Origin of the sequence: Novosphingobium sp. (genome assembly GCF_041905565.1) — a bacterium.
In the GTDB taxonomy this organism is placed as follows: domain Bacteria; phylum Pseudomonadota; class Alphaproteobacteria; order Sphingomonadales; family Sphingomonadaceae; genus Novosphingobium.
In genome coordinates, this window is the sequence record NZ_JAYRKX010000022.1 from 1 (window position 1) to 23,782 (window position 23,782).

Sequence of the window (23,782 nt, forward strand, 5' to 3'; positions counted from 1 at the left end):
TACCCTGTGGGTGGTTGGGCCGGGGGAGCGGGCCGGTGTTGCAAAGGACAGGCCGGATGGCCTGTCCGCACCGCCGTCAGGCGGACAAGAGCTTCTAACCCCGCGCCTCGCCGTGGCCCAGCGGGCCGTGCCCGGCGCCGAAGCCCGGCGCGGCGCGCAGCGCGCTGCGGACGAACAGGCGGGCGCGGTCGACCGCTTCGGGGAGTGGCAGGCCCTTGCCCAGGTAAGTCGCGATCGCGCTCGACAGGGTGCAGCCGGTGCCGTGGGTGTGGCGGGTGTGAATGCGGGTTCCGGCCATGACGTGCGGGGCCTCGCCCGGCACGGCCAGCACGTCCTCCACCCGTTCGCCCTCGGCATCGCCGCCCTTGGCAAGATAAGTGATCCCTCGCGCCATCATCCCGTCGTGTCCGCCCAGCGCGGCGAGTTCGGGCACGTTGGGCGTGGTCAGCGTGGCCAGCTGCATCAGCCGTTCGAACGCGGCGATGGTTGCCGCATCGGCCAGCGCGGCGCCGCTGGTGGCGATCATCACCGGATCGAACACCACCGGCACGGCGAGCGCCTCCAGCCGGTCAGCGACAAGGTGGGCGATGGCCGGCGCGCCCAGCATCCCGATCTTGACCGCGTCCACCCCGATGTCGCTGACGCAGGCGTCGATCTGCGCGCCGACCATGGCCGGGGCCAGCGTTTCGACCATGGTCACGCCGCACGTGTTCTGCGCCGTCACCGCGGTGATCGCGGTCATGGCATAGCCGCCCAGCATGGTGATCGTCTTGATGTCGGCCTGGATGCCAGCGCCGCCGCAGCTGTCGGATCCGGCGATGGAAAGGATGCGGGGCGGAGACATGGCCTCGGGGTTAGGGCAGTGCGGGCCCTTCGACAAGCTCAGCCCTTGAACTTGCGCTGCGTGCTTGGCGGGTGCTTGGCGTGGAGCGCCTTGGCCCGGGTCGGCCGGTCAAGCAGTTCGCCGCCGCAATTGGGGCAGCGCTCGTCCAGCGCATCGGCGCATTCGGTGCAGAAGGTGCATTCGAAGCTGCAGATGAACGCGCCGGGCAGATCCGCCGGCAGGTCGGCGCCGCAGCGCTCGCAATCGGGGCGCATCTCCAGCATCAGGCGGCGGCCTCGCGCACCGCGCCGCAGATCGCGTCGACCACCTGTTCCACTTCCGCCGCATCGTCGCCTTCGGCCATGACGCGGATCACCGGTTCGGTGCCGGACGGGCGGATCACCAGCCGGCCCTTGCCCGCCAGCTGCGCCTCGGCCGCGGCGATGACCGCCTTGACCCGGTCGTCCTCCAGCGGCTTGCCGCCCGCGAAGCGCACGTTCTTGAGCAATTGCGGGACCGGATCGAACAGGTGGAGCAGCTCGCTCGCCGCCTTGCCCGAACGGACCAGCGCGGCCAGCACCTGCAGTGCGGCCACCGTGCCATCGCCGGTGGTGGCATGATCAAGCAGGATCATGTGCCCGCTCTGCTCGCCCCCAACGTTGTAGCCGCCGCTGCGCATCGCCTCGAGCACGTGACGGTCGCCCACCTTGGTGCGGACCAGATCCAGCCCCTGGCCGACCAGAAACCGTTCCAGCCCCAGGTTCGACATCACCGTGGCGACCACGCCATTGCCCTTGAGCCGCCCCTGCGCGGCCCACTGGCTGCCGATCAGCGCCATGATCTGGTCGCCGTCCACGGTCTGCCCGCGCTCGTCGACCACGATCAGGCGGTCGGCATCGCCGTCCAGCGCGATGCCGATCTGCGCGCCGCTGGCGACCACGGTTTCCTTGACCAGTTCAAGGTGGGTCGAACCGCAGCGGTCGTTGATGTTGGTGCCATTGGGGCCAACCCCGACCGCGATCACTTCGGCACCCAGTTCCCAGATCGCGCTGGGGGCGACCTGGTAGGCTGCGCCATTGGCGCAATCGACCACGATCTTCAGGCCATCCAGCCGGACATCGTCGGGCAGCGAGCTTTTCACCGCGTGGATATAGCGCCCGCGCACGTCATCGATGCGCCGCGCGCGGCCGATCTGTTCGGATGGGGCCAGCGGCAGGTCCTGGTCGAGCATCGCCTCGATCGCTTCCTCGTCCGCGTCGGACAGCTTGAAACCATCGGGGCCGAACAGCTTGATGCCGTTATCCTCGTACGGGTTGTGGCTGGCGGAAATCATCACCCCCACGTCAGCGCGGAGCTCGCGCGTCAGCATGGCGATGGCCGGGGTGGGCAGCGGCCCGGTCAGCACCACGTCCATCCCCACGCTGGTGAAGCCCGCGACCAGCGCGTTCTCCAGCATGTAGCCCGACAGGCGGGTATCCTTGCCGATCACCACCCGGTGCTTGTGCGCGCCGCGCAGGAAATGGGTGCCGGCGGCCTGGCCGACCTTCATCGCCATGGCGGCGGTCATCGCCCCGGCGTTGGTCTTGCCCCGAATCCCGTCGGTCCCGAAATACTTGCGTCCCATGGCGTCCTCTTGCCAGCCAATTTTAGTCCGGTTTGCTATGTCGCGCCGCGCCGCTAAAGTCACCTATACATATTGCCAATATTCGGGGAGCCAGCCATGAACGAAGCGGCGGAAAGCATAGCCTTTCCGGAAATCAAGGTGCCCGCGGCGCTGACCTTTGCCGGGCTGGTGGCGGGGTTCGCAGCGGGGATCGTGCTGCGCGACAGCGTCCTGCTGTCCCAGCTGCTGGCCGTGGCCAAGCCGGCCGGGGCGCTGTGGCTGAAAGCGCTGCAACTGACCATCCTGCCGCTGGTGATTGGCCTGGTCTATACCGGCATCTCGCAGACCCTGGCCGCCGCAGGGGGCGGGGCACTGGCACGGCGCGCGGTGACACTGTTCTTCGTGGTGCTGCTGGCCAGCGGGGCGATTTCGGCGCTGCTGGTGCCCGCATTGCTCGAAACCTTCCCCATTCCGGCCAAGGCGGTGGCCGCGCTGTCCGGCGGCGGGGCGGAAGCGGCCAAGGTGCCGGGTTTTGCCGAAATCCTGAACGCGATGATGCCCGAAAACATCTTCGCCGCCGCTGCCGGCGGGGCGATGCTGCCGATGGTGCTGTTCGTCTCGGTCTTTGCCGTGGCCGCCGCGCGGATCGGCCCGGCCCCGCGCAAGGCGCTGGCGCAGGTGTTCGAAGGACTGGCGGCGGCGATGATGGTGGTGGTCGGCTGGGTGCTGATGCTCGCCCCGATCGGGGTGTTCGGCCTCGCCATCGGCCTCGCCGCCGATAGCGGATCGGACGCGATCAGCGCGCTCGCACACTATATCGTGGTGGTCAGCTGCGCCGGGCTGGTGGTGCTGCTGGGCAGTTTTGCGCTGGCCATGACGCTGGGCGGGCAGCGGCTCGGGCCGTTTGCCCGGGCGATGCTGCCGGTCCACGCCGTGGCCTTTTCAACCCAAAGCTCGCTCGCCAGCCTGCCGGCGATGCTGGCCGCCACCCGCCGGCTTGGCGTGCGCGAGGCGACCGCTGATTTCGTCCTGCCGCTGGCCGTGGCGATCTTCCGCGCGACCAGTCCGGCGATGAACATGGGCGTGGCGATCTATGCCGCTTACCTCACCGGCACGCCGCTGTCGGTCTGGGCGTTGGGGGCCGGGGTGCTGGTGGCGTTCCTGGTGTCGCTCAGCTCGGTCTCGCTGCCCGGCACGCTCAGCTTCGTGATCTCGGTCGGCCCGATCGCCAACGCGATGGGCGTGCCGATCGCCCCGCTGGCGCTGCTGGTGGCGGTGGAAATGCTGCCCGACCTGATGCGCACGCTGGGCAACGTGACGATGGACGTCGCGGTGACGGCGGCGGTGGACAAGCGCCGCGGGGAGTAAGGGGTAGGAGTTGTTGTCCGCACCGGCGCGAGCCGGAGGAGGACTCCGCCGGAAACTCCCCTACAGCCCCTTGGCGTAGACCCGGTATTCCTTGTTCACCTTGCTGTCGATCGCATCGGCGATGGCGTTCATGCCCTGGTTGTCGTCCAGCACCCAGCCGATCTCGCCGCGCTTGCCGTTGTAGGTGGTCACCGCATTGCGGCGGATATATTCGATCATCATGAAGGCCAGCTGGCTGGCCATGCGGCTGCCTTGCAGCTTCTTGCGCACGCCCATCAGCGGCACGCGCATGTCGGCGTTCTTCGGCTTGAGCGTCCACAGGCCCAGCTTGATCCAGCCAAGCAGGCTCGGCTTGCCGTTCTTGCCGTTCACTTTCAGCTGGATCTGGTTGAGATCGGGCAGGGTCATCATGAAGGCCACCGGCTCGCCGTCGAGTTCGGCGATCATGATCAGGTCCTCGCGGACCAGCGGCTTCAGCTTCTTGCCGGTATGGGCCACTTCGGCATCGGTGATCGGCACGAAGCCCCAGTTGTCCGACCAGGCATCGTTGAGGATGTCGAGGATCGTCCGCGCTTCGGCATCGAACCTGCTCTTGTCCACGCCGCGCACGCGGATCTTCGAGCTCTTTTCGCCCATCGCCACGATCTTCTGGATCAGCGGCGGGAACTCCTTCGTGATGTCCAGGTCATAGGTGTAGAGCGTCTTCACGCCGGCATAGCCCGCGCTTTCGATCCAGGCCTGGTAGGCCGGGTTGTGGTGCCCCATCATCACCATCGGCGGATGGTCCGCACCCTTGATCAGCAGGCCGGGTTCTTCCCAGACCGACAGGTTCATCGGCGCCAGCACGCGGGTCATGCCCTGGGTGCGCAGCCAGTCTTCCGCTGCCGCGATCAGCGCCGTGGCGGCTTCCTCGTCAGTCGCCTCGATCGCGCCCCACATGCCGGTGCCCGGGCCCATGCCCTGGTCTTCCGGCTGGGTCAGCGCCAGCTCGTCGATGTGGGCGGAAATCCGGCCGACCAGCTCGCCCCCGCGCCGCGCCAGGAAGTACTGGTAGCGCGCATGTTCGAAGAACGGATTGCCCCCGGGCGAGAACTTGGCCACTTCCTCGCTGCGCAATTGCGGCACCCAATTGGGGTCTGATGCGTTCAGCCGATAAGAGAGATCGACAAAGGCGTTGAAATCCGCCTTGCTGGTGACTGGGGTGACGATTACCTGTTGTGCAGCCACGATCTTGCCTTTGTTCGGGATTAGGGGCCTGTCCGCCCTGCCTGCGGCGGGTTCCTGGGTAAAGTCAAGCCGGGGCGCGCCATAACAGCCGGACAGAACGGTCCGGTACCGGGTCACACATGGAATGATCGCATGACTGTACAGGAACGCATCGCCGCCGCGCCATCGCTGGCCACGATCCCGGACGACAAGGAAATGCTGCGCGCCGCGGTCGACCTGACCCGCGACCTGGCCGAGGCGCGGCCCGAGATCTACTGGCCCGACATGCTGCTGTCGGCGATCATCGGCTATGGCGCGCTGGCCGGGGCGATCCTGCTGGACACCCCGTGGCAGGCCTGGCTGTGCGGCGGCGTGGCGGTGCTGGCGCTGTACCGCGCGCTGCTGTTCATTCACGAGCTGACCCATATCCACCGCGATGCCCTGCCGGGGTTCCGGCTGGTGTGGAATGCGCTGGTCGGCGTGCCGATGCTGACTCCCTCGTTCATGTACGAAGGGGTGCACACACTGCACCATGCCCGCACCCGTTATGGCACGGTGGAAGATCCCGAATACCTGCCGCTGGCCTTGATGAAGCCGTGGTCGCTGCCGCTGTTCATCCTGGTGGCGATCCTGCTGCCCCCGGCGCTGCTGGTGCGCTGCGCGGTGCTGAACCCGCTGGGCGTGATCGTGCCGCCGCTGCGCAAACTGGTTTGGCAGCGGGCCAGTTCGCTGTCGATCAATCCCGAATTCCGCCGCCGCCCGCCCGAAGGCGCCTTTGCCCGGATGGTGCTGGCGCAGGAAGCGGGCACGACGCTGTGGGCCTGGTTCCTGGTCTATACCGCCTGGGCCTATGACTGGCGGCCGCTGGCGATCGGCATGGCGGTGGTTTCGGCCGTTGCCGTGCTCAACCAGATCCGCACCCTGGTGGCGCACCTGTGGGAAAACGACGGCGCGGCGATGACCGTGACGGGACAGTACCTCGATTCGGTCAACGTCCCGCCGCCCGCGCTGCTTTCGCCGCTGTGGGCGCCGGTGGGGCTGCGCTATCACGCGCTGCACCACCTGCTGCCGTCGATGCCCTATCATGCGCTGGGCGAATGCCACCGCCGGCTGGTCAAGCAGCTGGGCGCGGGTTCAACCTATGACGGGGCGAACTATCCCGGCCTGTTGCCGCTGGTCGCGCGCCTGGCGAAAAGCACGATGCTGCCGCGCTAGGGCCCTCTGACCCCGAACCGATTGCCACTCGCCTCGCGCAGGCGGCAATGACGTCCTTGCGGCGCAACCCTATTCCTCGGTGCGGACCAGCACCGTTTCGCCGACCAGCAGGAACAGCAGGAACGGCCCCCAGGCCGCGACCAGCGGGGGGTAGCCGCCGAAATTGCCCATGGCGAGCGCGGCGTTATCGAACACGAAATAGGCAAAGCCCAGCGCCATGCCGATGATCGCGCGGACCAGCAGCGCGCCCGAACGCGCCAGGCCGAATGCCGCCACCGCGCCCAGCAGCGGCATCAGCAGGGCGGATAGCGGCCCGCTGAACTTGTGCCACCATTTTCCCTCCAGCTCGCTGGTGCGGCGGCCCGAGGCCTTGAGCGCCTGGATCGAGTGGTACAGCGTGACCGCGTCCTGGGCATCGGCATCGACCTTGCTGATCGCGACCTGATCGGGCGTGACCGATTGCGCCACGACCTGCGTGGGCAGGCGCGTGGCGGCAGTGCTCGCCACGTCGAAGCGCTGCGGATTGTCCAGCCGCCAGCCCGGCGCGGCATAAGTCGCCTGCGGCGCGCGCAGCTGTTCCAGCACCATCCCGCCGGCATCGCGGCGATACCAGGTGACATTGGTCATCCGCGTCTCAGCGCCGGTTCCGCTGACGGTCCCGGCGGCGAGGATATGCGGCCCGTCGCGCAGGTAGACGTTGGCGCGCACGCCCGAATCGGTCGGCACGGGGCCGTAATTCTGCGCCTGCCAGGCCTTCAGCGTGGCGGTGGAACGGGTGACGACGCGTTCGTTGAACACCAGGCTGGCCGCCGATACCACCGCTGCGCTCAGCAGCAGGGGGGCCAGCACCTGGTGCGCGGACAGGCCCGCGGCTTTCATCGCGATCACTTCGCTGTTCTGGTTCAGCGTGGCGAGCGTGATGATTGTTGCCAGCAGCACCGAATAAGGCAGGAAACGCTGGATCAGCTGCGGCACCCGCAGCGAGACATAGTGCCACAACTCGCCCTGGCCGTTGCCGGGCACACCCAGGATCTTGCCGCTTTCGCTCAGCAGGTCGAGCGTTTGCAGCAACAGCACCAGGATCAGCAGCATGCCCAGGATCCAGGTCACGAACTGCTTGGCCAGGTAGCGCGACAGCGTAGGCGAGGGGAAGAATTCGATCCGCATGGCTCCGCCGTCCTTACCGCAGCTTGGCCGGATCGCGGCGGAACCGGGCGATCAGCTGGCGCAGCCACTTGCTGCCGTTCGCCGATAGCCGTTCCAGCGCGCCGATCGGCTGGCCGCCCGGGACATAGGCGATCCGCCAGTACATCCACAGGATCAGCGCCGAAAAGATCACGAACGGCCCCCACAGCGCCAGCCACGGTGAAACCTTGCCCAGCGCTGCCACGGCCTGACCATATTCGTTGACCTTGTGATAGGCGACCACCATCACCACCGAAAGGAACACCCCGAGGAACGAGGTCGAGCGCTTGGGCGGCACGGCCAGGGCCACCGCCAGCAGGGGCAGCAACAGCATCATCACCACCTCGACCAGGCGAAAGTTCAGGCTGGCGCGGGTTTCATTGCGCGCGGCCTGGGTGGCCTTGTCGCTCCAGCCGATGCGCAGCAATTCGGGCAGGATGTATTCGCGTTCCACCCCGCCGCGCTTGCGGAACTGTTCCACCGCCGGCAGGTCGATCGGCAGGTCGTGGCGTGAAAAGCTCAGCACGCGGGGGTTCTGGCCGGGCTGGTCCTGCACGATCTGGCCGTCGGTCAGCCGCAGGATGATCGTGTCGGGCGCATCCTTCAGCGCCAGGAAGCGCCCTTCGCGCGCGGAAATGGTCAGGACCTGGCCCTTGGGCGAACTGACCCGGGCGAAAATGCCGATCAGCTGGCGGCCTTCCTCGCGGCTCTGCTCGATCCGCAGCGCCATCTTGTCCTGCAGGGTGGTGAATTCGCCCACCTTGATCGATGCGCCCAGCGCGCCCGAACGCAGTTCGAATTGCAACTGTTCGTACCAGTAGCGGGTTAGCGGCTGAAGATAGCCGACCACCACCAGGTTGAGCGCGGCCAGCACCAGGGTGATGGCATAGGGCACGCGCAACAGGCGGGTATAGCTCAGCCCCACGGCGCGCATCACGTCCAGCTCGCTGCTGGTCGCCAGCTTGCGGAAGGCGAGCAGGATGCCCAGCAGCAGCCCCAGCGGGATCGCCAGGCTGGCATATTCGGGCAACAGGTTCGCCAGCATCCGGAACACGACGCTGACCGGCCCGCCTTCGGTCGCGACGAAATCGAACAGCTTCAGCATCTTGTCGAGCACGAGCAGCGAGGCGGCGATGATGAACACCGCCCCCATCGGCCCGAGCACGAGCCGCAGGATGTACCGATCGATGGCGGGAAGTGCTTTCACCGCGGGGGGATACGAAGCCTGGGCATTGCACCGCTCCTTAACCGCCCCGGCGGCAAGCAACAATTCCTATTCCGCGATTCCCAGCAGGCGCTGTGCCAGCATGAGATGCGGACGGTCGATCATCCGGCGGTCGATCTGCAGCGCCCCGGCCGAAGGATTGGCGCTGAACGCGGCCACGATCGCGCGGGCCTCGGCCAGTTCTTCCTCGCTCGGGGTGAAAGCGGCGTTGATGATCGGGACCTGCGCGGGGTGGATCGCCAGCATCCCGGCAAAGCCATCGGCGCGCGATTCCTCGGCAGCGCGCTTCAGGCCCTTTTCGTCCGCGAAATCGGCGTGCAGCGTGTCGATCGCCATGATCCCGCGGGCATGGGCGGTCAGCAGGGTCTGGGTGCGGGCAAAGCGGAACGCGTCGGTCCACTGGCCGTCCTTGTCGCGCTTGCGGCTGGCGCCGATCGCGGCCGACAGGTCTTCCGCGCCCCAGGTCAGCCCGGCCAGGCGCGGCAGCGGCGCGCCCAGGTAGCTGGGGATGGTAATCGCGGCGGCGGCGGTTTCGCTGACCAGCGGCAGGATCTTGGTCGAATTGGCTGGCACGCCGCTGCGCTGTTCCAGCTCGTACAGTTCGGCGCCCAGCTGCTGGACCGATTCCGGCCCGGCCGATTTCGGCAGCATGATCCCGTCCGGCGCGCCGGGCAGCACGGCGAGCAGGTCGTCGCGCCACATCCGGCTGTCCAGCGCGTTGATCCGCACCCAGCGGCCCATGCGCCGCTCGGTCACCTGCTGGCGGTGCGCGCTCAGCCATTCGCGCGCCATTTCGCGCGCGCGCGGCTTGTTGTCATACGTGACCGAATCCTCAAGATCGACGATCACCATGTCCGCGCCGCTCGCGGCAACCTTGGACAACTTCTTCTCGCTGTCCCCCGGGACGAACAACCACGAACGCACTGCCATCAACCCGATCCTTCCTCTCAGCCCGCCGCAGCCATGGCGGGATAGTCGATATAGCCCGCCGGTCCTGGCAGATACCAGCTTTGCGGGACGTTAACATTCGGCGCCCATTCCGCACCGGCGCGGATCCGCGCGGGCAGGTCGGGGTTGGAAATGAACGGGCGGCCAAAGCTGATCGCCTCGCACCGGCCGGAGGCCACGTCGGCTTCGGCCTCGGCGGCGGTATAGTCGCTGTTGAGCACCAGCGGCCCGGTATAGTTCGCGCGGATCAGGGCGTCCTGCTTGGGCACTTCGGTCGCGCCGAATGTGCCGTTCGGCCCCGGCTGGCGCAGTTCGACAAAGCCCAGGCCATGGCGCTGGCAGACCCGCGCCGCTTCGGCAAAGATCAAAGCCGGATCGGGATCGTCGCAGCCCTGGGTCTCGCCATTGGGCGACAGGCGGATCGACACCCGGTCATTGCCCCAGACCTCGACCAGCCGGGCCAGGATCTGGTCCATGAAACGCACGCGGTTTTCCGGGCTGCCGCCGAAGTCGTCATCGCGCAGGTTGGTCGACAGGCGCAGGAACTGGTCGACGAGGTAGCCGTTGGCGCCGTGCAGCTGCACCCCGTCGAATCCGGCCGCCTTGGCGTTGGCCGCGGCCTTGGCATAGTCGTCCACGATCCGGGCGATGTCGTCCAGCGTCGCGGCGCGCGACTGGGCGTGCGGCTTGCGGCCGGTGGGGGTGTGGGCATGGTCGGGCGCGGTGGTCGCGCTGGCCGAAACCGGCGGCTGGCCATCCAGGTAATCGGGGTGGACGATCCGGCCCATGTGCCACAGCTGCAGCACGATCCGCCCGCCGGCCTGGTGGACGGCTTCTGTCACCGGCTTCCACGCCTCGGTCTGCTCGGCGCTCCAGATGCCGGGCGCGGCGTGCCAGCCCAGCCCTTCGACGCTGATTCCGGTCGCTTCCGAAATGATCAGTCCGGCGCCGGCGCGCTGGCGGTAGTATTCCACCAGCAATTCGTTCGGCACGCCGCCGGCGCTGGCGCGGCCGCGCGTCAGCGGTGCCATCAGCACGCGGTTGGGAGCTTCGATCGCGCCAAGCTTGACCGGCTGGAACAGGGCCTCGTGCATCATGCCTCCATCAGTTTTCGTTGGTATGGTTTAACCGAGCGGCTAAGGCATGGGCATGGGGAATGCAACCGCGCAGACAGCCGCCGGCCGGGCGAAAGACTGGAACGGCTGGCACTTTGCCGCGCTGCTCGGCGGCAACGTCGCGCTGGCGCTGGGCCCGCTGTGGGTGCGGCTGGCGGAGAGCGACCCCGGGCCGGTCTCCGCGGGGTTCTGGCGGCTGGTGCTGGCTGTGCCGTTCTTCGTGCTGTTCGCGCGGGCCAGCGGGCAGGCCGTGCTGGGGCTGGGGCGCAATGTGCTGCTGGCGGTGGCCGGGGCGGGGCTGTTCTTTGCGCTGGATCTGGGCTCGTGGCATCTGGGGATCGGCCTGACGCGGCTGGGCAATGCCAGCCTGTTCGGCAATTCCGGTTCGATCCTGCTGGTCGCCTGGGGGCTGATCGCGCTGCGCCGCAGGCCGCGCCTGGGCGAATGGCTGGCCTTTGCCGCAGCCATCGCGGGTTCGGCGATCCTGCTCGGGCGCTCGCTCGAAATCGATCACACCACGATGATCGGCGACCTGCTCTGCCTGCTCGCCGGGTTCCTCTATACCTTCTACATCCTGCTGCTGCAGAACGCGCGGGCGAGGCTGGGCAACTGGTCGCTGCTGACCTGGTCCAGCCTGGCCGGAGCGCCGGTGTTGCTGGCCTTGGCGGCGATGCTGGGCGAACCGATCTGGCCGCAGGTGTGGTGGCCGGTGGCGATGCTGGCGCTGACCAGCCAGATCATCGGGCAGGGGCTGCTGGTCTTCGCGCTCAAGCATTTCTCGCCGCTGGTGATCGGCCTGGCGCTGCTGACCCAGCCGGCGGTCTCGGTCCTGGCCGGGTGGTTGCAGTTCGGCGAAGTGCTGACCCCGCTCGATGGCCTGGGCATGGTGCTGGTCGGCCTGGGGCTGGTGCTGGCCCGCTCGACGCAGAAGTGATTGAGCGCTAGCCTGCCCGGCGTGCCGCTCGGCTGAGGAGACCGCATGACCCGTCCAGTGGACCTTGCATCGATTCGCGGCATCGAGGGGCTGTGGGCGCGCAGCCAGCCGGGCGGCAACGCGGCCCCGATGCAGCATGAGGATCGCGTGCTGGTCGACCTGCTGGGGCTGGGCATCGGCCAGGTGCTGGACCAGCTGTTCCAGGTGCGGCCGGGCTTCACCGACTTTCTCGACTGGATCGAGGCAACCGCCGGACTGCCCGATCCGGTGCGGGTGGAACGCTATCACGCCCTGCTGGATGGCGCGCCGGTGCCCCCGGCCGCGCAGGCCCGCATCGCCGCACTGGAAGCGGCGGCGCCGGTGCTGGACGCTGACGACATGGCGTTCTGGGACGAGCATGGCTACGTCGTGGTCCGCCAGGCGATCACGCGCGGCGAAGCCGAAGCGGCCGCGCAGGTGCTGTGGCAGCACATCGGCGCCAGCCCTGACGATCCCGCCTCCTGGTATGCCGAGCCCGCACGCGGGCTGTGGTTTCCACTGTGCCAGGCCCCGCAGCTGGATGTGGCGCGCCGTTCCCCCCGGGTGCAGAAGGCCTTTGCCCAGATCTGGGGCACCGGCGACCTGTGGGGCAATGTCGACCGGATGAGCTTCAACCAGCCGGTTCGCGCCAATGCGCCGTTCCTGGGATCGCCGCTGCACATCGATACCAGCCTGGCCGCGCCGATGCCGCTGGGCACCCAGGCGATCCTCTACCTGACCGACACCCCGGCACAGCGCGGCGCCTTGCAGGTGCTGCCGGGCTTCCACCGCGATTTCGATGCCTGGGCGGCGTCGCTGGGCGGGGCCGACCCGCGCCGGGTGGACCTTCGCGACGGGGTGGTGCCGGTGCCGGGCGATGCCGGGGACATGGTGATCTGGCACCACGCCTTGCCGCATGGCGCCACGCCCAACCACGACGATTTTCCCCGGATCGTCCAGTACCTCAACTTCGCGCCGCCCACCGTGCGCGACGATCGGCCATGGCTCTAGGTATTTGACCTGAGGCAAGGAATCCGGCGCCGAACCCGGGCACTGTTCCTGCCATGAGCGACACGACGATCCGGGCCATCGCCCACCCGACCGACTTTTCGCCGCAGGGCCAGCTGGCCTTTGCCCATGCGCTGCGGCTGGCCATGCTGCATCGCTGCCCGCTTGACCTGCTGCACGTGCGCGATCCCGATGGCCCCAGCGAGCTGGGCAAGTTTCCCAAGGTTCGCGCCCTGTTGCAGCGCTGGGGCCTGCTGCCCGCCGATGCCAGCCCCGCCGATGTCCTGCCCGCCACCGGCGTATCGGTGCGCAAGGTCGACATCCGCGATGACAACGCGGTCGATGGCCTGGCCGACTATCTGTGGGAGTACGAGATCGACCTGGTGGTCATGGCCACCCACGGCCGCACCGGGGTGAAACGCTGGATCGGCGGGTCGGTGTCCGATCAGGTGATGCGCGAAGCCCAGGTTCCCGCGCTGCTGCTCGGCCCGCAGGCGCGCGGCTTTGTTGCGCCGGACAGCGGCGAACTGACGCTGCGCCATGCCCTGCTACCGGTGGCCGACCGGCCCGAACCGGGCCAGGCCCATCAGGCGCTGGCGCGGCTGCTGGCCGGGACCGGCGCGGCGATCGACTGCCTGCACGTCGGCACCCATCCGCCGCGCGTGACCGATGCGGCCCAGGCCAGCGTCGCGGTGCGCTGCGTCGCAGGCGATCCCGTGGCCGCGATCCTGGCCGAAGCGGCGGACGCGGACCTGATCGCCATGCCCACCGCCGGGCGGCAGGGCTTCAAGGATGCGCTGCGCGGCAGCACCACCGAGCGGGTGATCGCCCAGGCGAGCTGCCCGGTGCTGGCGCTGCCGGTGGGGTAGGGCGCGCGGATAGATTCGAGCTGCGCTGCCTGGCCCCTGCCGCCGCCTGAACTGCTCCGTCACCCCGGGCTTGACCCGGGGTCCAGCTGTTCTTTGCGGCGGCAGGAAGGAAGCGGGACCCCGGGTCAAGCCCGGGGTGACGTGAGAGGGGGGAGAGCGATGGGCACAGCTGCCCGTTCCCCGCCCCAAACTCTGCCGCTCTATGCTCCGCTCATTTGGCCACGCGGCCTGGCGCCCTAGCGTGCGCCCAAATCGCCCTGGCCGACCGTGCCGCTGGCCATTTCCAGCATCTTGTCGAGGCTGCGCTTGGCGCGCAGGCGCAGGTCTTCCTCGATCTCGATCCGGGGTGTCAGGTCGCGCAGCGCCAGGTAGAGCTTTTCCAGCGTGTTGAGCGCCATGTAGGGGCAGATGTTGCAGCTGCACTGCCCGTCCGCGCCGGGCGCGCCGATGAAGGTCTTGCCGGGCAGGGCCAGTTCCATCTGGTGGATGATGTGCGGTTCGGTCGCCACGATCAGGGTGTCGCCTTCGAAGCCCTTGGCGAAATTCAGGATACCGCTGGTCGATCCGACATAGTCGGCATGGTCGATGATGTGCGGCGGGCATTCGGGGTGCGCGGCCACCGGCGCGCCGGGGTGCTGCGCTTTCAGCTTGAGCAGCTCGGTCTCGCTGAACGCCTCGTGGACGATGCAGACGCCCGGCCACAGCAGCATTTCGCGGTTGAACTTGCGCGACAGGTAGCCGCCCAGGTGCCGGTCAGGCCCGAAGATGATCTTCTGGTCGGCCGGGATCTGCGCCAGGATCGTCTCCGCGCTGGAACTGGTCACGATCACGTCGGACAGCGCCTTCACCTCGGTCGAGCAGTTGATGTAGGTCAGCGCGATGTGATCGGGGTGCGCGGCGCGGAACTGGGCGAACTTTTCCGGCGGGCAGGCGTCTTCCAGGCTGCACCCGGCGTTCAGGTCGGGCAGCACCACGATCTTTTCGGGCGCCAGGATCTTGGCGGTTTCGGCCATGAACTTGACCCCGCAGAAGGCGATCACCTCGGCATCGGTGGCGGCGGCCTTCTTCGACAGTTCCAGACTGTCGCCGATGTAGTCGGCCAGGTCCTGGATTTCCGGACTCTGGTAATAGTGCGCCAGGATCACCGCGTTGCGTTCCTTGCGCAGCCGGTCAATCTCGGCGCGCAGGTCCAGGCCGGTCAGGTTCACGCTCTGGGCAGTCATTCCAGGTTCCTTGCAAGTGTCGAGCCTCCCAGATGGCCTGCCCGGCCGGGTGAATCAAGGCGGCCCGGGCAATTCAGGGCAGGCTCCGGGGCAATTCACGGCAGGTAAGCCTCCATCGGGCGCGCCGCGCCGGGGTGGCCGGCCATGACGGCGTGGGTCAGCTCGATCGCCCAGGGGGTCTGGGCCACCCCTTCGCCCAGCGCGATCCAGCCGATCGTGACGGCGATGCCGACGAACCAGGCCGGGTGGATGCGCCCGGCACGGCGATAATCGCGCACCATGCCCGCCGCGATGAACACCAGTCCCGCACTGCTGCTGATTTCCCAGCTCCACGGCACAAGCAGCGGCATCGGCAGCAGGCGGCCAAAGCCCGGCCCGGTGATCCCGGCCATCGCGCAGAGCATCAGCCGGCTATGCCAGTCGGTCCGCCGCCGCAGCATTACCGCCGCGCCCACCGTCAGCGCGAAAGCCAGGATGCCGGCGGGATTGCCGATCAGGAATTCGCTGGCATCGAAGAAGAACGGACCGCCGGTGCGCTGCATCGACGTGACCGTCAGCATGGTGCCGGCGATTACCATGGCCGGAACCCAGATCGCGGCCAGCCGGCCCAATTGGCGATGGAACTGGAAATTGCCCGCTGCCGCCAGCCAGGTCTGCGCCAGGAACAGCACCACCCAGCCAAAGAACACCGCGGCGTGGACATGATAGATCAGCGGCACGGCAAAGCTGGATCGCCCGGCTGCCAGCTGGAACGAAAATCCCGCGGTCAGCAGCAGCGCCATTGCGCAGGCCAGGCGGAAACAGAAGCGCGCCTCGTCCCCGCGCGCCGGGACGATCTTGTCGAAGGTTGTTGCCATGTGACTTCTCCCCACTATGGCGGAGTGTTATACCTTAGTAATACACCTCCTCGTCATGCGGGTCAAAGCTGTTCAGCGGGGCGGAATCGGCTCTCCGTCGAACCGCACCGTCACCGCGATCCGGTCATAACCGGCGACTTGCAGCGGGATCGCCAGGTTCTGCGCTACGGCCTGCCGGGCCGCGCCGCGCGCCAGGTCCATGAGCACCGGGGCCTGCGCCTGGGCGGCGGCCTGTTGCTGGGCCAGCAGGGTGTTGTCGCGGGTCAGCTGGGCCTGGGCCTCGCCGGTGATCCACACGCCTTCGCGCAGGTATTGCGCGCGGCCTTCATCCAGGTTCGGGGCAGAGACCTGGACCGGCGGCAGCACCACGTCGAGCCGCTGGCTGGCGGCGTCCCAGCGCAGCCGGTCCTTGCCGACCCGCGACAGGTCCACCACGTAGTCGACCCGCGCCGGGATCACCGCCACCTGGCGGCTGCGCAGCATCCCCCAGGCGCGCACGTCATCGGCGGCGACGACCGGGGAAAGCTGGGCGGAAAACACCGTCAGCCGGTTCTGCTTTTCCAGCGCGATCAGGCTGGTGGCCAGCGGATCGCCATGCGCCGCCGGGCCATAGACCTGCCAGCCAAGCCACCCGGCCACGGCCAGGGCGCCGCCCGCCAGCAGCCACGGCAGCCTGGCCGCAGGCACGCTCAGCCGAGCCGGCTCCACGTTTCTTCCTCTTCGCCGACGAGGCCGCGTTGTTTCAGGTCGATCAGGTGAGCGAGCACCGAACGCCCCGCCGCCCCGTTCAGCCGCGGGTCCAGCCCCTTGTACATCACCGGCACCATCTGGCCGATGGTATGCGGCCCGGTGTCCAGCAGCCGCAGGATCTGCGCCTCGCGGCTGCGGCGATGGCCCAGCATCCCGCGCACCAGCTGGCGCGGCTTTTCCACCGCCGGGCCGTGGGCGGGATAATAGACCTGGTCTTCCCGGTCATAGAGCTTCTGCAGGCTGGCCATGTAGGCGCTCATGTCCCCGTCTGGCGGGCTGACCACGCTGGTCGACCAGGCCATGACATGATCCCCGGTGAACAGCGCGCCGCTCTCGACCAAGGAATAGCACAGGTGGTTGCTGGTGTGGCCGGGGGTGGCGACCGCCTCGATCGTCCAGTCGGGACCGCTGATCCGCTCGCCGTCTGCCAGGATCCGGTCGGGGGCATAGTCGGGATCGAAGGCGGCGTCGGCGCGGGGGCCGTCATCGTCCATGCTCAGCGGCGCGCAGCCCACGATAGGTGCTCCGGTGACCGCTTTCAGCGCCCTGCTGGCCGGGCTGTGATCGCGGTGCGTGTGGGTGCAAAGGATCGCGGAAATCCGCGCCTTTCCGACCGCGGCGAGGATCGCCTCGACATGACCCGCGCCGTTGGTATCGGCATGGTCCGGCGCGCCCGTATCGGCCGGACCGGGATCAATCACCGCCACTTCATCGCCCGCGCCAATCACATAGGTCTGCGTGCCGGTGAAGGTATAGTGCGACGGGTTCGGCGCCAGCACGCGGCGCACCAGCGGTTCGCATTGTTCGGCAAGGCCGGTCGGCCAGGGTTCGGGCGGGGATTCCATACTGCGGCATATGGCCCCTGTCGGCCCCCTCGCCAAGTCCCGATCGGCTCGCTAGGTTCTGCCGTTCTGTTCGGGAGAGACCGCATGACCGCCACTGGCGACCTGATCCTGGTGCTTGACGCCGGCACCACTTCCACCCGCGCGATGGTGCTCGCCGCCGATGGCCGAATGCTGGCCGTGGCGCAGCAGGAACTGACCCAGTACTATCCCCAGCCCGGCTGGGTGGAGCACGATGCGGCGGAAATCTGGAAGCGCACCCTGGCCTGCGCGCGCGAAGCGGTGGCGCAGGTCGGCGGGGCCGAGCGGATCGCCGGGATCGGGATCACCAACCAGCGCGAAACCGTGGTCGCCTGGGACCGGGCGAGCGGCCAGCCGCTGCACCGCGCGCTGGTCTGGCAGGATCGCCGCACCGCCGAATTCTGCGCCGCGCTGAAGCATGCCGGGCAGGAACCCGTGGTCCAGGCCGCCACCGGGCTGCTGCTCGACCCCTATTTTTCGGCCACCAAGATGCGCTGGCTGGTCGATAACGTGCCCGATGTCGCCGCCGCCGCGCAGCGCGGCCAACTGGCGCTCGGCACGGTCGAGGACTGGCTGGTCCACCAGTTGACCGGCGGGGCGCATCTGACCGACGCCAGCAATGCCAGCCGCACGCTGCTGCTGCCGCTTGACGGGGCCAGCTGGGACGAGGGGCTGTGTGACCTGTTCGGGGTGCCGCGCGATGCGCTGGGCGAGGTCGTGGACAATGCCGGGCACTTCGGCACCAGCCGGGCGGAATGGCTGGGCCGGGCGATCCCGATCACGGGCCTTGCCGGCGACCAGCAGAGCGCGACCGTGGGGCAGGGCTGCCTGGCCCCTGGGCAGACCAAGGCAACCTATGGCACCGGCGCGTTCGTGCTGGCCAACATGGGCAGCGCCCTGCCGCGTTCGGGCCACCGCCTGCTCGGCACGGTGCTGTGCCAGCTGGACGGGCAGCGGCAATATGCGCTGGAGGGATCGGTGTTCGTTGCCGGCAGCCTGATCAAGTGGCTGCGCGACAGCCTGGGCGTGATCGCCAGTGCGGCCGAGACCGAGGCACTGGCCCGCTCGGTCGAGGATAGCGGCGGGGTGACGATCGTGCCGGCCTTGTCGGGCCTTGGCGCGCCGCACTGGCGGCCCGAGGCGCGCGGGGTGATCACCGGGATGAGCTTTGCCACCAGCCGCGCCCACCTCGCGCGCGCTGCGCTGGAAGCCATGGCGATGCAGACCGCTGACCTTGCCCATGCCTTCGCGGCGGACGGCGCGCAGTGGCATACCCTGCGGATCGACGGCGGGATGAGCGCAAACGATTGGATGGCGCAGGACCTCGCCGATGTGCTGCAGGTGCCGGTCGAACGCCCGGACTTTGTCGAAACAACCGCGTTGGGCGCGGCGATGCTGGCGGGCGTGGGGGCGGGGCTGTTCGGCTCGCTGGACGAAGCCGCGCGGGCAATGCGCGGGCAGGTGCGCACCTTTGCCCCCGGCACTCCGCCGGGTGAGGAACGCCGTGCGGCGTGGGAGCGGGCGCTGGCTTCGACCTGAGGCGCGCTGGGGCCCCTCTGCGGCTTAGTTGCGGGCGTTCAGGCCCAGGCGCTGGCGCAGCGCGGCAATCGCGCTGGGGGCATTGGCGTCGCGTTCGCGCCAGCCGTTGTCGATCCGCTTCAGGCGGGCATGGAACCGCTCGGTCGCCTGGACCAGCTCGCGCGTGGCGGCGGGGAGCAGCGCCAGGCGCTGCGGATCACTGTCGGGGAAATCGGCCAGCTTGCCATAGCGGCGCAGCTGGAATTCGCTGAGTTCGCCCATGAAGAAGGCGCGGTGATTGAGCAGCCAGGCCACCGCGTGCATCATCCGCGTGGTGGTGCGCAGCGCCTCGCACGACAGGGCAATGCGGGCTTCATCCTCCTCGGCGGCGGTATCGTCGATCCGCCCGGACAGGGCAAAGGTCACCCGCACTTCGTCCGACAGGACCAGCGCTTCGCAGTAGAGGCCTTCGATGATCCTCGGGTTGATGCTGGCAGGTTTGCCCATGGTCGAATTCGATAGGCACGGTATGGGCATTCTGCCAACTGCGCCGACCCCAGTTGCACACACCATTTTGGGACTGTCCCGCGCGGGGACGGTTCCTTCCGCCTCACGGCGGTGCGGAAGGGCCATCCGGCCCTTCCTTGCAACACCAGCCCGCTCCCCCGGCCCAACCACCCACAGGGTACCTTTAACGGGTGGTTGGGCCGGGGGAGCGGGCTGGTGTTGCAAGCCAACTGCGGAGGCAGTTGGCGCACCCAACAAGGAATTTCCGGGGGAGCGGGCAGGCGAGGCCAAGTTGATCGCGGAGGCGATCTGCGCACCAAACAAGCACTCCAACTCAGGCGATGATATCCGGGATCAGGTAATCCTCGATCAATGCGATCTGGTCCTTCAGTTTCAGCTTGCGCTTCTTCAGCCGGGCGATCTGCAACTGGTCGATGCTGCCCGCGGCGCTGAGCGCGTCGATTGCCGCGTCCAGGTCGCGGTGTTCGACACGCAGCACTTCCAGCCGCTTGCGCATTTCATCTTCGGTCACGCGGCCTCCTGGCAAGCACCCGGTTTACGGATTTGCACCTGCGCCCAGTCCGGCTGGTCGCGCCGGGGAATCATCCTGTCGCAGGGCAATACGAACACGCTTCGCAAGATAGGCTTAATATGCTTGCATGACAATCGCAGCGACCCCTGGCGGGTTCCGAGTCGGCCCCGTCTGGCGGTTCTGCCAGCCCCTGAGGCTATGACGAAGGAGACAGTCCGATGGAACAGTCGCATGTCAGTGCATTGCAGCTCAAGCACGCCGGGATCGAACGGCAGATCCAGCAGGAAATGAGCCGCCCATCGCCTGACCTCGCGATGATCCAGTCGCTCAAGAAGCGAAAGCTCAGGATCAAGGAAGAGATCGAGCACATCTAGCCCGATCTGGCGAGAGCCGGGCCGTCGCTGCCGGTTGGCGCGGCTGTCCGGCAGCGCGCTTGCGCTGCTCTTGCCCTCGACAATCTGCCAGTAATAAATTCGTATCCGGGCGCGTTTGCAAGCGCGGCGCATTGGTTTAGGCTGGCTGCATGACCGTAACCAGCGCCGTTTCCGCCGCCCGGACGATCCTGACTCGCCTGCACGATGTCATGGCTTCGCGCAGCCACGCCCAGGCGAAGCTCAACCAGGTGGTCGAGATCATCGGGGAAGGGCTGGATAGCGAGGTCTGCTCGATCTACCTGCTGCGCGAAGGGATGCTCGAACTGTTCGCCACCAAGGGACTGGCGCAGGAAGCCGTTCACGTCACCCGCATGGCCATCGGCGAAGGGCTGGTCGGCACGATCGCCGGCAATGTCGAAATGCTCAACCTGGCCGAGGCGACGGCCCACCCGGACTTTTCCTATCGCCCCGAAACGGGCGAGGACAAGTTCCACTCGTTCGCCGGGGTGCCGATCGTGCGGCGCGAACGCTCGGTCGGGGTCTTGTGCGTCCAGCACGTCGATCCGCGCCGCTATGAAGAAGTCGAGATCGAGGCGCTGCAGACCGTGGCCATGGTGCTGGCGGAGCTGATCGCCAATGCCGAACTGGTCGACGAGGAGGAAGTCGCCAGCCTTTCCCCCCAGCTCAGCGGCCCGCAGCGGCTGACGGGGCTGAGCCTGGTCAAGGGGCTGGCCGTGGGCACGGCGGTGTTCCACCAGCCGCGTATCACCATCGAACACGTCATGGCCGAAGACCGCGACGCCGAATTGCAGCGCGTCTACCTGGCCTTCGACAAGATGCGCGAACAGATCGACCGGATGGCCGGCCAGGCCGAATTCGGCGTGGGCGGCGAGCACGAGGAGGTGCTCGAGACCTACCGCATGTTCGCCTATGACGAAGGCTGGAGCCGCCGGATCATCGAGGCGATCGACAGCGGCCTGACCGCCGAGGCCGCGATCGAGCGTGTTCAGCAGCGCACCCGCATGCGCATGCGCCAGATCGACGATCCGCTGCTGGCGGACCGGATGCACGACCTTGAGGACCTGTCGAACCGCCTGCTGCGAATCGTTTCGGGCCAGATGGGCACCGCGGCCAGCATGGGGCTGCGCGGCGATACGATCCTGATCGCGCGCAACCTCGGTCCGGCCGAACTGCTCGAATACGACAAGCGCCGCCTGAAGGGCGTGCTGCTGGAAGAAGGCTCGCTTACCGCGCACGTGGTGATCGTGGCGCGGGCGATGGGGATTCCGGTGCTCGGCCGTCTGCGCTCGCTGCGCGGGACGGTGCGAGATGGGGATCAGTTGTTGCTTGACGGCGACCAGGGCAATGTCACCGTTCGCCCGCTGCCGGCGATGGCCGAAGCCTTCGAAGCGCGCTTTGCCAAGAGCAAGGAGCGTCAGGCCGCCTATGCCGCGCTGCGCGATGTCGAACCGTTCACCCGCGATGGCACCCGCATCACCGTGATGATGAACGCGGGTCTGCGCGATGACATGCCCAACCTGTCGCTGACCGGGGCCGATGGGGTGGGGCTGTTCCGCACCGAATTCCAGTTCCTGGTTTCCGCGACGCTTCCTGCGCGCGAACGTCAGACCCGGCTGTACCGCGATGTGCTCGATGTCGCCGGGGACAAGCCGGTGGTGTTCCGCACGGTCGACATCGGCGGCGACAAGGTGCTGCCCTACCTCCGGCACAACGACGGCCAGACCGAGGAAAACCCGGCGATGGGCTGGCGTGCGCTGCGCGTCGCGCTGGAACGCGACGGGCTGCTCAAGGTCCAGGCCCGCGCCCTGCTTGAGGCTGCGGCGGGGCGCACGCTCAACGTGATGTTCCCGATGGTGTCTGAGCCCTGGGAATTCGATGCCGCGCGCGATGTGTTCGAAAGCCAGCGCAAGTTTCTCAAGGGCCAGAAGAAGCTGCTGCCCGAAGCGATCCGCTATGGTGCCATGCTCGAAGTGCCAGCGCTGGCCGAACAGCTGGACCTGATCGCGCCGCGCCTGTCGTTCCTGTCGATCGGCACCAACGACCTGACCCAGTTCCTGTTCGCGGCGGACCGATCGCATCCCAAGCTCGCGGAACGCTATGACTGGCTGTCGACCGCGATCATGCGGTTCCTCAAGCGGGTCCAGCTGGGGCTGGTCGGGCACAATGTGGACCTGACCGTCTGCGGCGAAATGGGCGGCCGGCGGCTCGAGGCGCTGGCCCTGCTGGGGATAGGTATCCACCGCCTGTCGATCACGCCGGCTTCGGTCGGGCCGATCAAGGAACTGGTCCGCAAGGTCGACCTGGCCGAGATCACCGCGGCGATGAACGGCTGGCTATCGGCCCCGCCGCCCAACCTGCGCGAAGCGCTGACGGCCTGGGCGCAGGCGCGCGGAATCGAGATCGAGTAGCGCCCCGGCAGGCGGGGTTTCACCGGCTTGTCACGTTTGCCGGGCATCCCGTCGAACAGGGTTAGGTAGTCTTACGGATTCACCGTTGACTTTGCAGGGTAAACCGGGTTCCTGCCGGTCGCGCAAAATAGCCTCAGGGCAAGTCATTCGGGGTCGGAATGTCGGACGAACAGGTCGCGGAAGCTGAGCTCCCGCTGGATAGTGCGGGCACCAGGCTGGTCCGTGCTCGTGAAGCGGCGGGGCTGACCCGCGCCCAGGTGGCGGCCGCCACCCGCATTCCCGAACGGCATCTTCTGGCGATCGAGCAGGGCGACTATGCCGCACTGCCAGCGCGCACCTATGCGGTCGGCTTTTCGCGCAGCTATGCCCGGACGGTTGGCGCGAACGAGGCCGAGATCGTCGAGGCGGTACGTTCCGACCTCGCCGTGGCCGAGCCCGAGCCTGCTCGCCGCCAGGTCCAGACCTTTGAGCCGGGCGATCCCGCCCGTGTGCCCAGTGCGCGCTTTGCCTGGCTGGCGGCCCTTGCCGCGCTGGTGGTGATCATGGCGGGCTTCGCCTTCTGGCGCAGCTATTATGCCCCGGGCGGCGAGCTGCCCTCGATCCTGCCGGCCGAAACCCCGACGCCGGCCGCTGCCGCCCCGGTTGCGCCGCCGGCGGCACCCACGCCCAGCGGCCCGGTGGTGTTCACCGCGCTGCAGCAGGGGGTGTGGGTCAAGTTCTATGACGGCGCCGGCAACCAGTTGCTACAAAAGGAACTGGCCCAGGGTGAAAGCTATACCGTGCCGGCCGACCTGCCCGAAGTGAAGCTGTGGACCGCGCGGCCCGATCAGCTGGCGATCACCATCGGCGGCCAGCCGGTGCCCAAGCTGGCCGATCAGCAGCGCACGGTAAAGGATGTCCCGGTGACCGCCGCGGCCCTGCTGGCTCGCGCTGCCCCCCAGGCCGCCGCACCCCAGCCCGCAGCCGCCGCGCCGGTCCAGCCTGACGCCGCACCGCGACCACGCCCGCGGCCTGCGCCCCGGGCCGAACGCAGCGAAGCCGTGCCGTCCGCCAGCCCGATCGCAGCCCCGGTTGAGGCGGTGCCGTCCGCTCCCGCCCCCGCGCCCGCCGCGACCTGACGGAAAGCCTGCGCAAAAGCAGCGCCGGGTGGCTCGACATGGCGGCCGGGCTGCGGCATGGCTTTGCCCGTAATGGTTAATCCCCGGTTCGAGT

At 68.1% G+C, this 23,782-nt stretch carries 23 protein-coding genes; 9 read left to right on the forward strand and 14 right to left on the reverse strand.

The window, feature by feature from the left end; translation table 11 throughout:
• Window positions 1-94: 94 nt before the first annotated feature.
• Genes thiD through glmM form a run of 3 tightly spaced genes read right to left on the reverse strand, consistent with a single transcriptional unit; the run spans window position 95 to window position 2,447 of the window.
• Window positions 95-844, reverse strand: coding sequence for a bifunctional hydroxymethylpyrimidine kinase/phosphomethylpyrimidine kinase (gene thiD / locus ACE3N9_RS14790; RefSeq protein ID WP_374284908.1), 750 nt, complete (start codon window positions 842-844; stop codon window positions 95-97).
• Window positions 845-882: 38 nt separating this feature from the next.
• Window positions 883-1,107: a DUF1272 domain-containing protein gene (locus ACE3N9_RS14795; protein WP_374284910.1), complete on the reverse strand. Its 225-nt coding sequence runs from the start codon at window positions 1,105-1,107 to the stop codon at window positions 883-885.
• Window positions 1,107-2,447 carry a phosphoglucosamine mutase gene (gene glmM, locus ACE3N9_RS14800; RefSeq protein ID WP_374284911.1) on the reverse strand — a complete coding sequence of 447 codons (1,341 nt, stop codon included), beginning with the start codon at window positions 2,445-2,447 and terminating at the stop codon, window positions 1,107-1,109. Before glmM ends, ACE3N9_RS14795 begins: the two co-directional genes overlap by 1 nt.
• A 96-nt stretch (window positions 2,448-2,543) precedes the next feature.
• On the opposite strand from glmM, the gene ACE3N9_RS14805 reads away from it, so the two are divergent.
• Window positions 2,544-3,794, forward strand: coding sequence for a dicarboxylate/amino acid:cation symporter (locus ACE3N9_RS14805; RefSeq protein ID WP_374284913.1), 1,251 nt, complete (start codon window positions 2,544-2,546; stop codon window positions 3,792-3,794).
• Between the two features lie 60 nt (window positions 3,795-3,854).
• On the opposite strand, the gene ACE3N9_RS14810 is transcribed toward ACE3N9_RS14805, so the two are convergent.
• A complete protein-coding gene (locus ACE3N9_RS14810) occupies window positions 3,855-5,021 on the reverse strand; it encodes an N-acetyltransferase (RefSeq protein ID WP_374284914.1) in 1,167 nt (388 codons plus the stop codon).
• A gap of 132 nt (window positions 5,022-5,153) precedes the next feature.
• Between ACE3N9_RS14810 and ACE3N9_RS14815 the strand changes: the two genes are divergently transcribed.
• Window positions 5,154-6,215: a fatty acid desaturase gene (locus tag ACE3N9_RS14815; protein WP_374284916.1), complete on the forward strand. Its 1,062-nt coding sequence runs from the start codon at window positions 5,154-5,156 to the stop codon at window positions 6,213-6,215.
• Window positions 6,216-6,284: 69 nt separating this feature from the next.
• Here ACE3N9_RS14815 and lptG read toward each other — a convergent pair whose 3' ends face one another.
• The 4 genes from lptG to ACE3N9_RS14835 all read right to left on the reverse strand — a co-directional run bounded on the left by lptG (window position 6,285) and on the right by ACE3N9_RS14835 (window position 10,667).
• Window positions 6,285-7,382 (reverse strand): LPS export ABC transporter permease LptG, encoded by a 1,098-nt coding sequence (lptG, locus tag ACE3N9_RS14820; RefSeq protein ID WP_374284917.1) that lies wholly within the window; start codon window positions 7,380-7,382, stop codon window positions 6,285-6,287.
• A gap of 13 nt (window positions 7,383-7,395) precedes the next feature.
• Window positions 7,396-8,607: an LPS export ABC transporter permease LptF gene (gene lptF / locus ACE3N9_RS14825; protein ID WP_374284919.1), complete on the reverse strand. Its 1,212-nt coding sequence runs from the start codon at window positions 8,605-8,607 to the stop codon at window positions 7,396-7,398.
• Between the two features lie 66 nt (window positions 8,608-8,673).
• Window positions 8,674-9,555: a CoA ester lyase gene (locus ACE3N9_RS14830; RefSeq protein ID WP_374284921.1), complete on the reverse strand. Its 882-nt coding sequence runs from the start codon at window positions 9,553-9,555 to the stop codon at window positions 8,674-8,676.
• Window positions 9,556-9,572: 17 nt separating this feature from the next.
• Window positions 9,573-10,667: an alkene reductase gene (locus ACE3N9_RS14835; RefSeq protein ID WP_374284984.1), complete on the reverse strand. Its 1,095-nt coding sequence runs from the start codon at window positions 10,665-10,667 to the stop codon at window positions 9,573-9,575.
• Window positions 10,668-10,722: 55 nt separating this feature from the next.
• On the opposite strand from ACE3N9_RS14835, the gene ACE3N9_RS14840 reads away from it, so the two are divergent.
• The 3 genes from ACE3N9_RS14840 to ACE3N9_RS14850 are packed head-to-tail and all read left to right on the forward strand — an operon-like array spanning window position 10,723 to window position 13,517.
• On the forward strand, window positions 10,723-11,622 hold the full coding sequence (locus ACE3N9_RS14840) for a DMT family transporter (protein WP_374284923.1): 900 nt from the start codon (window positions 10,723-10,725) through the stop codon (window positions 11,620-11,622).
• A gap of 45 nt (window positions 11,623-11,667) precedes the next feature.
• On the forward strand, window positions 11,668-12,651 hold the full coding sequence (locus ACE3N9_RS14845; RefSeq protein ID WP_374284925.1) for a phytanoyl-CoA dioxygenase family protein: 984 nt from the start codon (window positions 11,668-11,670) through the stop codon (window positions 12,649-12,651).
• Window positions 12,652-12,704: 53 nt separating this feature from the next.
• On the forward strand, window positions 12,705-13,517 hold the full coding sequence (locus tag ACE3N9_RS14850) for a universal stress protein (RefSeq protein ID WP_374284927.1): 813 nt from the start codon (window positions 12,705-12,707) through the stop codon (window positions 13,515-13,517).
• Window positions 13,518-13,753: 236 nt separating this feature from the next.
• Here ACE3N9_RS14850 and nadA read toward each other — a convergent pair whose 3' ends face one another.
• From nadA to ACE3N9_RS14870, 4 genes are all read right to left on the reverse strand, one after another.
• Window positions 13,754-14,740 (reverse strand): quinolinate synthase NadA, encoded by a 987-nt coding sequence (gene nadA / locus ACE3N9_RS14855; protein ID WP_374284929.1) that lies wholly within the window; start codon window positions 14,738-14,740, stop codon window positions 13,754-13,756.
• 95 nt (window positions 14,741-14,835) lie between these two features.
• Entirely contained in the window at window positions 14,836-15,597 is a 762-nt protein-coding gene (locus ACE3N9_RS14860; protein ID WP_374284931.1) for a hypothetical protein, read from the reverse strand.
• Window positions 15,598-15,669: 72 nt separating this feature from the next.
• On the reverse strand, window positions 15,670-16,305 hold the full coding sequence (locus ACE3N9_RS14865) for a DUF4230 domain-containing protein (protein WP_374284933.1): 636 nt from the start codon (window positions 16,303-16,305) through the stop codon (window positions 15,670-15,672).
• Window positions 16,287-17,192: an MBL fold metallo-hydrolase gene (locus ACE3N9_RS14870; RefSeq protein ID WP_374284935.1), complete on the reverse strand. Its 906-nt coding sequence runs from the start codon at window positions 17,190-17,192 to the stop codon at window positions 16,287-16,289. The genes ACE3N9_RS14865 and ACE3N9_RS14870 overlap by 19 nt, the downstream gene beginning before the upstream one ends.
• 84 nt (window positions 17,193-17,276) lie before the next feature.
• On the opposite strand from ACE3N9_RS14870, the gene glpK reads away from it, so the two are divergent.
• Window positions 17,277-18,749, forward strand: coding sequence for a glycerol kinase GlpK (gene glpK / locus ACE3N9_RS14875; RefSeq protein WP_374284937.1), 1,473 nt, complete (start codon window positions 17,277-17,279; stop codon window positions 18,747-18,749).
• 24 nt (window positions 18,750-18,773) lie between these two features.
• Here glpK and ACE3N9_RS14880 read toward each other — a convergent pair whose 3' ends face one another.
• Complete coding sequence (locus ACE3N9_RS14880) at window positions 18,774-19,235, reverse strand: DUF1465 family protein (protein ID WP_374284939.1); 462 nt, start codon at window positions 19,233-19,235, stop codon at window positions 18,774-18,776.
• A gap of 334 nt (window positions 19,236-19,569) precedes the next feature.
• A complete protein-coding gene (locus tag ACE3N9_RS14885) occupies window positions 19,570-19,767 on the reverse strand; it encodes a YdcH family protein (protein WP_374284941.1) in 198 nt (65 codons plus the stop codon).
• 218 nt (window positions 19,768-19,985) lie between these two features.
• Here ACE3N9_RS14885 and ACE3N9_RS14890 point away from each other — a divergent pair, with 218 nt between their 5' ends.
• The 3 genes from ACE3N9_RS14890 (at window position 19,986) to ACE3N9_RS14900 (ending at window position 23,688) form a co-directional block, all read left to right on the forward strand.
• A complete protein-coding gene (locus tag ACE3N9_RS14890) occupies window positions 19,986-20,141 on the forward strand; it encodes a YdcH family protein (RefSeq protein ID WP_374284943.1) in 156 nt (51 codons plus the stop codon).
• Window positions 20,142-20,290: 149 nt separating this feature from the next.
• Complete coding sequence (ptsP, locus tag ACE3N9_RS14895) at window positions 20,291-22,570, forward strand: phosphoenolpyruvate--protein phosphotransferase (RefSeq protein ID WP_374284945.1); 2,280 nt, start codon at window positions 20,291-20,293, stop codon at window positions 22,568-22,570.
• A gap of 158 nt (window positions 22,571-22,728) precedes the next feature.
• On the forward strand, window positions 22,729-23,688 hold the full coding sequence (locus tag ACE3N9_RS14900; RefSeq protein ID WP_374284946.1) for a helix-turn-helix domain-containing protein: 960 nt from the start codon (window positions 22,729-22,731) through the stop codon (window positions 23,686-23,688).
• Window positions 23,689-23,782 lie beyond the last annotated feature (94 nt).